Annotated in this window: 14 protein-coding genes; 4 read left to right on the forward strand and 10 right to left on the reverse strand. The window is 45.4% G+C overall.

Annotation, left to right across the window (positions count from 1 at the left end; all coding sequences use genetic code 11):
• The first annotated feature begins 87 nt into the window (after positions 1 to 87).
• From ACJJI5_RS09705 to ACJJI5_RS09715, 3 genes are all read left to right on the forward strand, one after another.
• On the forward strand, positions 88 to 1,035 hold the full coding sequence (locus tag ACJJI5_RS09705; RefSeq protein WP_444916165.1) for a hypothetical protein: 948 nt from the start codon (positions 88 to 90) through the stop codon (positions 1,033 to 1,035).
• Between the two features lie 613 nt (positions 1,036 to 1,648).
• Positions 1,649 to 2,326: a protease inhibitor BamI-like protein gene (locus tag ACJJI5_RS09710; RefSeq protein WP_444905682.1), complete on the forward strand. Its 678-nt coding sequence runs from the start codon at positions 1,649 to 1,651 to the stop codon at positions 2,324 to 2,326.
• A 232-nt stretch (positions 2,327 to 2,558) separates the two neighbouring features.
• Positions 2,559 to 3,329, forward strand: a complete 771-nt coding sequence (locus tag ACJJI5_RS09715; RefSeq protein ID WP_444905681.1) for a zinc-dependent metalloprotease family protein — start codon at positions 2,559 to 2,561, stop codon at positions 3,327 to 3,329.
• Between the two features lie 105 nt (positions 3,330 to 3,434).
• On the opposite strand, the gene ACJJI5_RS09720 is transcribed toward ACJJI5_RS09715, so the two are convergent.
• The 3 genes from ACJJI5_RS09720 to ACJJI5_RS09730 form a co-directional block, all read right to left on the reverse strand.
• Entirely contained in the window at positions 3,435 to 3,791 is a 357-nt protein-coding gene (locus ACJJI5_RS09720) for a DUF4870 domain-containing protein (RefSeq protein ID WP_444905680.1), read from the reverse strand.
• A 46-nt stretch (positions 3,792 to 3,837) separates the two neighbouring features.
• Complete coding sequence (locus ACJJI5_RS09725; protein WP_445356129.1) at positions 3,838 to 4,584, reverse strand: metallophosphoesterase family protein; 747 nt, start codon at positions 4,582 to 4,584, stop codon at positions 3,838 to 3,840.
• 87 nt (positions 4,585 to 4,671) lie between these two features.
• Complete coding sequence (locus ACJJI5_RS09730) at positions 4,672 to 5,304, reverse strand: LysE family translocator (protein WP_444916912.1); 633 nt, start codon at positions 5,302 to 5,304, stop codon at positions 4,672 to 4,674.
• Positions 5,305 to 5,430: 126 nt separating this feature from the next.
• On the opposite strand from ACJJI5_RS09730, the gene ACJJI5_RS09735 reads away from it, so the two are divergent.
• Positions 5,431 to 6,507, forward strand: a complete 1,077-nt coding sequence (locus ACJJI5_RS09735; protein WP_444905677.1) for an FAD-dependent oxidoreductase — start codon at positions 5,431 to 5,433, stop codon at positions 6,505 to 6,507.
• Between the two features lie 8 nt (positions 6,508 to 6,515).
• Here the strand turns inward: ACJJI5_RS09735 and ACJJI5_RS09740 are convergent, their stop codons facing one another.
• From ACJJI5_RS09740 to ACJJI5_RS09770, 7 genes are all read right to left on the reverse strand, one after another.
• Positions 6,516 to 7,343: a phytanoyl-CoA dioxygenase family protein gene (locus ACJJI5_RS09740; protein ID WP_445356130.1), complete on the reverse strand. Its 828-nt coding sequence runs from the start codon at positions 7,341 to 7,343 to the stop codon at positions 6,516 to 6,518.
• Between the two features lie 50 nt (positions 7,344 to 7,393).
• Positions 7,394 to 7,732: a hypothetical protein gene (locus tag ACJJI5_RS09745; protein WP_445356131.1), complete on the reverse strand. Its 339-nt coding sequence runs from the start codon at positions 7,730 to 7,732 to the stop codon at positions 7,394 to 7,396.
• 270 nt (positions 7,733 to 8,002) lie between these two features.
• A complete protein-coding gene (locus ACJJI5_RS09750; RefSeq protein WP_444916915.1) occupies positions 8,003 to 8,263 on the reverse strand; it encodes a hypothetical protein in 261 nt (86 codons plus the stop codon).
• A gap of 178 nt (positions 8,264 to 8,441) precedes the next feature.
• Positions 8,442 to 9,875: a hypothetical protein gene (locus tag ACJJI5_RS09755; RefSeq protein ID WP_445356132.1), complete on the reverse strand. Its 1,434-nt coding sequence runs from the start codon at positions 9,873 to 9,875 to the stop codon at positions 8,442 to 8,444.
• Between the two features lie 286 nt (positions 9,876 to 10,161).
• Entirely contained in the window at positions 10,162 to 10,506 is a 345-nt protein-coding gene (locus ACJJI5_RS09760) for an ArsR/SmtB family transcription factor (protein WP_444905674.1), read from the reverse strand.
• Between the two features lie 253 nt (positions 10,507 to 10,759).
• The gene (locus ACJJI5_RS09765; RefSeq protein WP_444916170.1) at positions 10,760 to 11,047 is read right to left on the reverse strand and encodes a phytanoyl-CoA dioxygenase family protein; all 288 of its coding nucleotides are present in this window, start codon (positions 11,045 to 11,047) and stop codon (positions 10,760 to 10,762) included.
• A gap of 366 nt (positions 11,048 to 11,413) precedes the next feature.
• The gene (locus ACJJI5_RS09770; protein WP_444913419.1) at positions 11,414 to 11,770 is read right to left on the reverse strand and encodes a hypothetical protein; all 357 of its coding nucleotides are present in this window, start codon (positions 11,768 to 11,770) and stop codon (positions 11,414 to 11,416) included.
• Between the last annotated feature and the right edge of the window lie 145 nt (positions 11,771 to 11,915).

Here is an 11,915-nt window from a genome sequence, read left to right on the forward strand (position 1 = left end):
TCATTAATCTTGCAGCTTGTCAGGTTAATAGGGCTACAGCTTGGTGCACTTCCGACTATAGCTGTTTCTCGAAAGGAGGTTGGAACGATGGGAAAACGATATCAGGCGGCCTTTCTGGGCCTTATATCGATTACGGCAAATGCCTGGTCTCTGGAAAACCCTTACTCGAGCAATGGGGCGGTGGCTGGGGGTTCTGCCAAAGTAGAAACGGAGAACCTGTTTTCCTGTGCTTCCGGTCGCTCTCGATTGTCGCCAATGGGGGTGAAGCAGGTAGAGGGCAAAGCCTTTACCGTTCCGGCTGAAGTGAATTACAGCAAGCGGTACTTTGCTGCGGATCTCTATAACCAGTGCTCTGGGGTCACTCCATCCTCATTGGATGATATTGATCTTACAAAGGTACCGGTGGTCGATATCGACAAAGAAGGTGAGGTGGTTACCGGTTATATCTTTGCCGACAATTATTTTGAGCTATATATCAATGGCAAGTTAGTTGCTGTTGATCCGGTTCCATTTACGCCGTTTAACTCCAGTGTGGTTAAGTTCAGGGTGAAGAGACCCTACGATATCGCTGTAAAAGCGGTTGACTGGGAGGAGAACTTAGGGGAAGGCACAGAGAGTAACAGAGGTGTCCGCACCCATGCCGGTGACGGTGGCTTTATTGCAAGCTTTTCAGATGGTACCAAGACGAATTCAAAGTGGCATGCACAAACTTTTTATACAGCACCTATTTATGATTTGGGGTGCTTGAAAGAGCGGGGAGAAGAGCGAACCTCCTCGGACTGTGCTGAGAGGCCCCCAAAACCAGGTGCACAAGTCTATTCTCTGCACTGGGATATTCCGAAAAATTGGAAAGTCGACGATCGCTATCTTTCTTGGCCTTATGCGACAGAGTACTCGGAGCAGCAGATAGGTGTGGACAATAAAAACGCGTATATGAATTTTCGGGAACAGTTTTATGGCAGTGGAGCTAAATTTATCTGGTCAAAAAACATAGTCCTGGATAATTTGGTGTTGTTGCGCTATCGAGTTGAGTAACAGTGTCGTCATTGGCCAATTAATTGCTGTGCGTTGAAGTCACTGCGCACAGCTTTATCTCTACCCAGCCAAGAATAAATAGATTGTCTGAATTGCCTGCCTAGTTACGATTTTCCAGTTTGTCCTTATATTCACTTTTTCTCACAGAAAATTCCATTCCAAAATGGAATAGAAATTTTGAGCTTCAACTTTTTTCTTCTATTGCCTTTCGTACACTGAAATTATTAATTCTGCTTAAAAATCTACCAAATTTGTTTCTTGTGAAACTTATTTTTTGGTTTTTTGTAGGTGACTCCTGATCGTATTTGGGGGAATCTCGCCACTGGTATTTGGCTTGAACTAATTTGGTGCAAAAAGGGTTTTCGTGAAATATGTCTGCTTTAATTCCGACGTTCCCCACAGTTTTGAAAAATAATTTAGATTCTGTTCAATTTTTATGAAAATTATGTGAAAAATTTCCCAAAAAAAAGCTGCGTGATAATTAGGATCGATCGTCTCAACTAAATATCGAATGTTAAGAATCGTAAAGATGCCAACATGAGGTAGGGCTGGTTAAGCTGTCGATAGGACGTGCTTTGCCGTTGCACGTAGCATTATTTTGAGAGAAAAGCTTGTGAGAAAAATAATTCCTCTCGTCGCCATTGCAGTGGCAGCAGGGTATTTCGTTTGGGCCAAAAGCCAATCTGAAGGTCAAAAACCAGTCGCTGAGCTAGAAAAGCCCAAGCCAGCTATCAGTAAATCTGCTCAAAAAGCAGAGCCGCTTAAACCTGAGGAGGTTCAGGTGGGTGAAGAGGAGCTCCTCGAAAGTGATGAAGAAAAAGCACTTTGGGTTGAGTCAGAGCTGGCCAGGGAAGCTCTTCATGAAAATGGTCGCCTACCCGTAGATCTCAATGGTGAAACCTATCTCGAGCTGGATATTGATATGCTCCGGAATCTCACTGTTGGTGATTACGTCGACATTGACTTGCCAGGTATTGAAGGTGATTACGATGCTCAGGTTGGCAGTATCGAAGAGCATGCCAGCGGCAACAAAAGCCTACAATTAAATTTTCCGGGGATGACTCGCCTGCATGGCGCAACTTTTACGCTCGGAGCAAATTCTGTTTATGCACAACTAAACTTACCTTCCGGATCATATACTATGGAAGCTCAGGGTAGTTATGCGTGGATAGCGCCTAATGGTGCATTAATTAAAAACCACGTAGAGAAACACGATAAGGATATGTCCTCGGAAGCACCTCGTGAAAAGACCTGGTCGGATGACGATGTTCCGCTAAACGACTTCAAATAAGAAGAAATTGATTCAAGGTAATTATGCTTTGAGTTAATAGTCAGGCAAAGGAAGGCCCAAGAAAATCCTGCAGATACCGGGGGCTCGTCTCCTCAGGCGGTTAAAAGGCTAGGGATAGCTTTTTGATCGAGTCAGGGTATTAAAAGCGTATTGTTACTCCTTTGGGCAGCAATTTTATTTAATTGCTGGGGGAGGAGTGTGCACTACTTATTATAATAAAAGGAGTCTTATAATGAACCTGAAGAAAAGCCTGGCTGCTGCTATTGCAGCACTGACCGTTTCTGGCGCTGCGAGTGCCGATACTGTCGATATCGCTATTATGTACACTGCACCAGCTGCGGAGTATACCGGTGATATCTCAGCCAAAATCGATAACTATATCAGCTATGCCAACAATTCCTTTTCAAGGAATGGTGTTGATATCCAGTTGAACCTGGTAGACACCTGGCAAGCTTCCAGTTCAGATTTTCGTGTAAACGAAGAGACCCTGGACCTGATTACCTTCCACAACACTGTGAATAACTGGCGATCCTCTGAAAAGGCGGATATGGTGGTTTTCCTGGGTAAAGCTGAAGAAACCGTAATCGACGGCAATACTTACATTACCTGTGGTATTGCCTGGGTTGGACAGGGTAGCAATGGCACCATGTACTCCAGCGCAAAAGAGCGTGCTTACAGCGTAACTGGCGTTGACTGTGGTTATAACACCTTCGTTCACGAGCTGGGCCACAATATGGGTCTGGTTCACTCAACCAAGCAGGGTGATACCTCTGGTGGCGTTTACTCTTACGGTATGGGTCACGGTGTAGACAACAAGTTCTCTACCATCATGGCTTACCCTTGGAGATACGGCGAAAACGTTACCCAGTACGATTGGTTCTCTGATCCTGACTGGTACGAGTGTGGTGGCTTGGCCTGTGGTGAGCGCTCAAACGGCGTAGACGTTTCAAACGCTTACCGTGCTCTCGGTCCTATCACTGATGATCTCTCTGGTTACTACTAATCGGCACTAATTTGCTGAAAGTAATTGTAGAGATTACTGGCTTATAGCCAAGGGAAATCGGGAGGTGCTCTCCCGATTTTCCATCTGAAAAGAACGGTTAATTAATTAACCAAAAAACCGAATACTGAGTGGGTAGCGCCAGAATAGGCCTTCATTGGCCCGGATTGCACCAATCACAATAAATATAACATTGATTATTGCTAATGCAATCAGCCCCAAAATACCGATAACAAAAAATATCATTATGACGGAAATTATAGAATAGATAAGCAGGCTTAACATCCAGTTAAATATCATCTTGCCGTGTTTATCGATTTCTTGAGAGCGGTCCCTTGTTGTTGCCCACATAATAATGGGTAAAACAAAACCAGCACCAGGAATTACGATCCAAGCCAATTGACTTAGATGAAGCAGCATTATGAAGGTATTTAGTTCCATATCCCAAGGGCGATAATCTTCCATTTAGCGACTTTCCTTTTGATCCAATGTCCTGTGTAAGCTGACTTACCTAGCTGGCTCTTCCGGTTGACAGATAAAAACCCCAGTCATCTCTCCCTTGCGCAATAGCAGCTCGGGCAGCTTTATCTGTGTCATAACTTACCTTAAAAAATTCTGCGCTCCAGGCTCCATTTTTGCTTCTCTCTATCAGGGCGTAACTCGCATGGGGGCTAAAGGTTTCCATAATATGGGGTTGCGGTTCACTGTCAGTATAAGCAGGTAGCCCAGCGCTGCCTGGATTTAAGACCAGCTGGCCACTACTGACAGAGATACAGCGTGGTTGATGTGTATGCCCACATAGAATGACTTTTGAGGGAATCTTTCCAAGGAGGTTGAGGATTTCATGGTTGGAACGTATCTGGGGGCGGCCGCTGCTGGTATCTTCTAGCAGATATATGAGGTCACTACTGGGTGTTCCATGGCAAAGAAAGACTTCATCGGTGATTTGTAAGCTGGGTGGTAACTGCTTCATCCATAATAGTGGTTCAACACCAAGGTCTTTCAGAATAAATTGCAGGGTTGGGTTGCTTTCTATTTCGGTAGGTGTGGCTTCATATATTTGCCGGTCCTGATTACCGCGAATAGTCGTGTAACCTTGCTCCATTAAGCGTTCATAGGTGAGTCGTGGCGCAATAGGGCCATATAAAATATCACCCAGGTTCACCGTTAGATCGGCGCCTCTCTTTTTTAGATCAGCAACAATGGCATCGAGGGCATAAATATTGCTATGGATGTCAGACAGGACCGCTATTCGCATTGAGCTCTCCGCTGGACTGCTGAAAGTACTTTGACTGCCGCTATATTTTCACAGAAAGCTTCCTGTCGTCCATAAAACTATAAAAAATCAGCGGTCAAAAGCCAGGCGAGAGGCCAAGCCGAGGAAAATAACTCCAAGAAAACCATCCAGGTGCCGCTGAATATTGGCCTGTGTAGCAAGAGATTTTCCCAGCTTGCTAAACGATAGAGATACCAGGGTGTTAAAAGCCAGCGCTGTAATGCTTAAGAGTACGCCCAATACAAGGATTTGGGTCGTGATTGCTTGGGATGGCACGGTAAATTGAGGCAGGAAAAGGCTAAAGAAAAGTAGGGCTTTGGGGTTCATTAGGTTGTTGAGTAAGCCCCGGGCGATCAGCTGTGTTGCCGACAGAACCACGGTATCTGGTTGGTTATTTTTTGTCACTTTATTTGAACGCCAATTGCGAAGGAGTGACAATCCAAGCCAAGCTAAATATACGGCGCCTACCAGTTTTACTACCAGTGCTACCAGAGGCATCGTCTGCATAATATGTCCGAGTCCGAGAGCAACTAGCGCCGTTTGCACCATCCCGGCAGTAAAAATGCCCAATGAGATCATTGCTCCTGCAGTAAATCCGCGAGCCGAAGAGTAAGCAGATATTAACAGTAGGTCAGGACCAGGGGAGGCCGCTAGAACAATCGCTGCGATCAAGAAGGCGGGTAAAATACTGAGGTCGATCATATGAGGGGTGCCCTGAAATTGCGATTTTATCACAGCAGGTGAGCTTACTTCTATGATGGCCGTGCCTTGCTTTTTCCCTGGCTTCTACAATAGAAGTGAGTTCTACGACAGGGTGCAATGGTACCAGTGAGCCATATAGACCGGGTGTTAGTGGTTGGTGCGGGTCCAACGGGGTTGGCGGCAGCTTGTGCTTTGTCTTTCTATGGAATCAAATGCCGAATAGTTGAACGCCGTAGCAAGCCCAGTGAACTCTCTCGGGCAGTCGGTATTTTTCCCTGCACCATCAGGCGCCTTCTTAAGGTTGGTGTTTCAGATAATTTGGTCTCTGAGGCGATGCGACTCTGCAAAGTTCAATATCTTCAAGCGGGTAGGCCGCTGTTATTTTTGGACAACCGGGGCGATGCATATAAAGAGTATGTGGGCTTTGGGTTACCGCAAAATCGCACTGAGGAGATCTTGAAGGACGCTCTGCTCACGCAGGGTGTTGTAGTTGAATACGGTATTGCCGCTACTGAGGTGGGCTCTAGTGAGCACAGAGTGGAAGTCACCCTGTCTGACGGCAGTGTCGAATGCTTTGACTGGTTAATTGCTGCTGACGGAGTTCATTCAACAATTCGTGAAAAGCTGGGCATTCCCTTTCCGGGTATAGATTTGCCACAACCCTGGGGGGTTGCTGATGTGGACACAGAGGAGAAGTGTGACCCTGACTTGATTAGTGTAGATATTCAGAAGCCCGGCAATCAATTTACGATTGTTTTGCCCATGGGGAAGCAGCGATTAAGAGTAGTTGCTACCCAGCCAGATGCATTAGCAGCCTTACATCAACCGTTAAACATCAGTAATATCCGCCGCTCCGGTAGTTTTCAAATTTCCATTCGCCAGGCGAAAAGTTATCGCTCCCAGCGCGTACTTTTAGTGGGAGATGCCGCTCACTGCCATTCTCCGGTAGGTGGTAAAGGTATGAACCTGGGTATTGCCGATGCGATAGCTGCGGTTGATGCCATTATAAACGGCACAGTAGATAGTTATTCTGATGAGAGGCATAAAATAGGCGCGGCGACTATCCGGAAGACAGAAATTATTAGACGAATTATTAGTTCAAATGCCTGGGTGAATATAGAGTTGGTTCGTATTCTGGCAAAGCTTATTGTAACTTTCCCTGTAGTGCGACATGCCTATATCCAAAACCTGACAAAGCTCTAAGAGGTTGGTTATTCCTTAAGGATTTTGTTGTAGCCATAGGTATCATTGCCGTAGACCTGGAAAGTGCTGACGTCGGGAATATCATATTCAATTAAACCCTCGTCAGTTGAATACATGTCCTTGCCATAAGGGGCTACTTTTACGTGGTTAGCAGTGCATCTTGCTACAAAGGAAAATCGCCCTTGAGTCTTACTGCTGTTTGGGTATGAGGCATGCATGTTTAATGATGAGAAAATCAAGCACTCTCCAGCCTTCATCTTAATATCCTTTACTTCGAACTGGTCAAAGAAATCTTCTCCAATCAACTTGAGAGCAGTAAATAGGACAAGAGCACTTTTGTTAAACGTCCTTCCATAAAAAGCGACCTTTACTGCGTGGTATAGATAAACTGGCGACAGGGGTAGTAAGGATAAGTAGAATATCTTGTTATTGGGCGTAAAATTATAAAGATAGTCGATCCTGGCGTCGGTAAAGGAGCCTGCCAGTATCCGCAAACATCCATTTTCGGGGGTGGAATCTGTGAGAGCAACCCAAGCATTTAGTTGGATTATTGCTGGAGAAGTTTCTTGAGTAGGTTGTAACTTCGCATATTTCCCGGCCTCTCTAAAAGTTGCATTTTGGTGCCAAGGGGTTTCGTCGGTTCCTGGTAATTTATGAAAGAACTGGCTGCGCCAACACAAAACTTCATGTCCGAGAAGGCTGGCGAGACGTTGGGATATTTGGGGCTTTCGGATCAACTCCCGAAATGGCTTAAGTCGCAGTGCTTGGTACAATCCCGCATAGTCTATTGACCAGCGTCCATGTTTCTTCTCTATTTGGGGGATATGCTGCCCCAAATAACAAGTACCCTGGAAATCACTGTCGTACTCCTCTAGGGCCAGTACCTTCAGTTGTTCGGCCCCCTTTTTGTCAATTGCTTGGAAAGGGGGAGATATCCATTCTGCTCAAAAAACGAGAGGTCTCCATCGCTGAGAAAAAAGTTGTCATCTCCCCCTGCATTTGACCATTTTCTTGGTAGGTTTATCTTTAAGTCTTTTAGCTGATCAAGTGTTTCTAATAGCTTTTGTTTTTTAGTTTTCTGCCAGGGTAGGATGAATACTCGATAAAGTAGTATTGTTGTGACTCCAGCTAATATTTTGAGGTGCTGAATATTTGAGATTGGAAAATTAGCAGTGTCCGCCAGGTTGCTCATTCCTCTGAACATTTTTTTTAGTGTATCGCTCACTGATTTATTCCTGCGGTTAAGAGGTTGTCAGGCAAAATTTGGGGTCAATATTGAATCTGTCATGAACCTGTTTTAGGTGTCATTATTCGTTCATTAATACTAGGCAATTACTGAACCGCCTGTTGGCGCAATAGTTTGGAGTGTATCCTAGGTCGAGGAATACGACATGATCTATGGGAGAAAGGGGGGTATTGTTGGCCCAGGTCTTGGCAATCAATTGCTAGGATTATTGATTGCCAAATTTAGGACCTGTTGGGGCATTCTGTGTTACTAGCAGCAGTTTGATGCTGCTGATTCTTTAGCGCAAACACGGTTTTCATTTTTCTGGCAGATACTGGTGTCATCCCCAAGAAAATTCAACTCCAGCCTGCGAGCAGCTTGATAATTTCCTGCCAGCTCATCTGCAATAGAGCGAACCTGCTCATATCCCGTCAGCATTAGGAAAGTAGGTGCCCGACCATAGGATTTAATACCAGCAATATAAAATCCCTTATCATGATGGGATAGTTCCTCAGCGCCATGTGCTTTCATCGAGCTACATGAGTGGTGGTTTGGTTCTATCATTGGAGCAAGGACCTTAGGCGCCTCTACAATATGATCTATATCATGTAACGAATAGCCATAATAGGTTTTGTTAATGTATTTTCATCCGCTTTGAAGTGTGATTTATGGTGCCAAGAGATCCTTTTACGGAATGCTTGTGATGTTGTCATGCGATATTGAATACCAGTGAATCTAAAACGCCCTTGCCACTATGCACGCCACCCTCCATTTCCTGAGAGGATTTACTTCGAACTAAGTAGCCGGCAAAACCTTGTTCTGAAGTAGCTGGTTGACCATTGAAATGAACCGTAAACATACCTATTTCACTGATTAAATCGCCTACTAAATATAATTCAGAGTCTCTGACTACCAGGGCGGGGTTGCTTCTAGGGGGCGGGCTCAAGCGTGGCATTAGTGCCCAGGCAGGGTATTCGTCTACTGAGAGCTGTTTGAGTTTCAGCTTGATATCCTGGCCAAAGACACAGTGCCCGCCGCCTTCTCCCTGATTTTTGAGCACCCACTTAGAGGCGTTCTGCTGACCGAACCATTCTATCGTTTCTGATGTAATTGGTTGCATGTCGCCAAGTAATGACTTGATTAAAACCGCTTCATCCTGGGATACATTGAATCCGGTTAGCATGTCTACTGACATGGACGAAAGGATCATTTGTACACGCTTGCTGGTAGCCAGCTGTTGGCTTACGGTTGCATTAATTGCGATCCGATGGCTCTCAAGCAAAATTCGCGATTGCATCAGTGTTTCACAGCAGCGCTCGCTATCCAGGTCTTTGGCGACATAATCACAGTAGTTGTAGCCGGCTCGTAAATACACGCAATCTACAGGGCCTATTCCTTGCAGCAAGAGCCTATTGTTGGGGCCAGTTACCAGGCCCGCTTTGAGTTCGCGAAAGGTCTTTCGTACCGTACGAATGCCTTTTTCAGCTAAGGCATATTCAAGAAGGTGTTGGTCGAAGACATTGTCTTCATGCTCCTGTATCACCATTAGAAATGTTGGGCTGCCACCATCTCCAAACTCGCTTTTGATGGCTCTTGTCGCATCGGCAAGGCCTTGGGAGAGTCGCTCAATTGCTGGGTTCTCTATAGGTTGGCCGTTCGAAGTATTGGACCAATCGGAATAGGTTTCAGGACTTTGCGAGCGGATGAATTGGTGCAACTCGTAAATACGCTGCCCGAAGGGCCCCATTCCTGCTGCGATTCCATTGAACTCAATGAGCTTTGGTCCTTGGCTCACATCGTCCATAAAGTCACTTCTCATAATCAGGAGGGGGAGGCGGGGCGCATTTTTTATTTGACCATGCATGGCGAGTAAGGCACCGAAAAACGGGTCTCCATGTGCAACAGGCCTGATAGCTTCGTGAAGAAATTGGTGATCTTCTGAGACTTGATGTATCAGCTTTCCCAATAGGGGTACTGCTTTCTTTAACGTCTCAAACCGTTCCAGGGCGATAGTACTCGGGGTAAGGCTAAAAGGAACATGGCTCGCTGAGCCACGACTAGATTTGAAAGCCAAGCCATGGGCAAGCCCCCACTCTACCGCTTCATTGGCTGCCTGAATGGCGTTTGGATGGCTCTTTTTCATGGTTTCCTCTGGCCTTTGTATGCTGGGGTATACAGCTCAGATGATATGAAATTTCTAGAATAATGGAAATATGAATGTTAAGTAAAGGTGTGTGTTCGAGTTATTTCCGAGGTATCCAAGAAAGGTATCAAGGGAGGGGAGCCAACTAAAGCTGGCTATTTCTGTAAATGGTCATTCTAGCGGTACTTAAAGCAGAATTTAGGGCCTAAATGTATCCATCGGGGTGAAGAGAAGAAAGTTCGGACGCTCCATCGATAGGGGGCGCCCGAAGCAAGAGCGACATTGTTCAGTGCTGATCCGGTACCGCACACTTGATATCAGGACACTTTATCGGTGTATTGAAATCATCGTGGCAGCATTCATCTTGTAAAAACTGAATAACCTCAGTCAAGTGCTGATATTCGGCTACGCAGTAGAGGGTGCGGCTCTCGCGTCGCTGGAAAATTAATCCTGCCGAAATCAGACTGGAAATATGGTGGGAGAGGGTTGATCCGGGGATATCTAATTGCTCCTGGATGTTGCCTACAGGAATACCCGGTAGTCCGGCTTTGACTACTTTTTTGTAGATCAACAAGCGGGTTGGGTGTCCCAGCTCTTTGAGTGATTTGGCTACTTCTTCGATTTCCATCATGATTTGGTCATAAGTTCTATATTCGTCGAAATATATACAGTTTAGTGCTAAAGATAAAGTGTCGTGTGGAGGACTGCTCAAGCTAGTGCTGCCACTAGTTTTTTAGGATATTGAGAGGAAGCTACATTACTTATATTTCTTTAAACTATATTACCAAACTTACCGAAATAATGATTTACTGCTAATTGCCCCATAGCAGAGGGGGAATAGCTATTCTGAAGTAGACTCATCATCTTCATCATCATCCAGGATTTCATTGTAGTCGTAAGAATCTTTGCCAAACACCTGAAAATTGCAATGTGAATTCCAGCAAGTCCTCCATAGTTGAAATGTTGTCTTTGCCATAAGGAGCAACTTTTACGTGATTAGCTGTATACCTCCTGGCAAACGAAAATCGAGATTTATCTTGTGATGTGTTTGCAAAGGATGTGTGCATATTTAGGGGTGAGAAAATAAGGCATTTGCCGGCTTTCACTTCCAGGTCTTTTACCTCCAGATCACCAAAGAGAACTTCCTCAATAATGCCCCTTGTGTTGATCAAAAGGATGGCCGCTTTTTGAAAGAACTCACCAAAAAGGAATTGCTTGGCAACTCCTTCTCGTCTTCAGCACTAGAAAACAGGTTGGCCAATGTACTTTTCTTTCTCTTCGTGGGGCTTTCATTTAGGTTGCCCAGAGATTTTTATTTCAAGAGTTTGTAATGCAAAAGTCTTTAGTGTTAATGAATTGATCTGAGGCTCAACTTCGAAGAAGTTTATTTAATGGCATAGGCATAGATAGCGGCTAAAACGTGATCTGCACATGAAAGGGCGCCGTCAGTAGAAATAAAATCTCAGCTTATGTGATCGGCGCCCAGATAACTTTGGATTGCTATAAAGCTTGGCCTCGCCAAGTTTTGGCTAGCAGGCTTACTGATGTTTAGCTAGCTCGACAGGCCCATGGTCATCACAGTGATCACCATGAACATGGTGAAGTCGCCCGTTAACCAGGTAGTCAACATGATCTCCGTGGGGAACCTGCTCATGGCCACAGTTTTTGCCATGGACATGGGAGCTGTCGTAGCCCCCTTTAACAGGGTGGCAGCCCTCCGGGTTTTGGGTGCTTATTTCCAAGGCGTGTTCGTCGTAGTGGTCTTTGTGGGGATGGTGTAGGTGGCCGTCATGGAGGTAGCAGATATGGTCCCTGTGGCGAATGGCTGTGTGGCCACAGTGGCTATTATGGGTATGTGAGTGATGCTTCGCCTGTTGGCACTTGCCTTTTTCCACGATAACTCTCCCGGCCGCTTGGCACTTATATGGAACCACTCGTCGCCGAATGCTTCTAGAATCAATAATTTGGCGCCACATTTGGACAGCCCTACATACTAAATCTAAGAACATCCGGGTGTAGTTTCCAAATATGAACTTCTAT

The sequence above is a fragment of the Microbulbifer maximicatervae (SeqCode) genome, from assembly GCF_052467955.1.

What these genes read in the sequence shown, in the direction of transcription:
- ACJJI5_RS09730 (WP_444916912.1), bottom strand. Translation starts at nt 5,304, where the DNA reads ATGATCGACCTCAGTATTTTACCCGCCTTCTTGATCGCAGCGATTGTT.
- ACJJI5_RS09755 (WP_445356132.1), bottom strand. Translation starts at nt 9,875, where the DNA reads ATGAAAAAGAGCCATCCAAACGCCATTCAGGCAGCCAATGAAGCGGTA.
- ACJJI5_RS09760 (WP_444905674.1), bottom strand. Translation starts at nt 10,506, where the DNA reads ATGATGGAAATCGAAGAAGTAGCCAAATCACTCAAAGAGCTGGGACAC.
- ACJJI5_RS09750 (WP_444916915.1), bottom strand. Translation starts at nt 8,263, where the DNA reads ATGAAAGCACATGGCGCTGAGGAACTATCCCATCATGATAAGGGATTT.
- ACJJI5_RS09715 (WP_444905681.1), top strand. Translation starts at nt 2,559, where the DNA reads ATGAACCTGAAGAAAAGCCTGGCTGCTGCTATTGCAGCACTGACCGTT.
- ACJJI5_RS09725 (WP_445356129.1), bottom strand. Translation starts at nt 4,584, where the DNA reads ATGCGAATAGCGGTCCTGTCTGACATCCATAGCAATATTTATGCCCTC.
- ACJJI5_RS09705 (WP_444916165.1), top strand. Translation starts at nt 88, where the DNA reads ATGGGAAAACGATATCAGGCGGCCTTTCTGGGCCTTATATCGATTACG.
- ACJJI5_RS09720 (WP_444905680.1), bottom strand. Translation starts at nt 3,791, where the DNA reads ATGGAAGATTATCGCCCTTGGGATATGGAACTAAATACCTTCATAATG.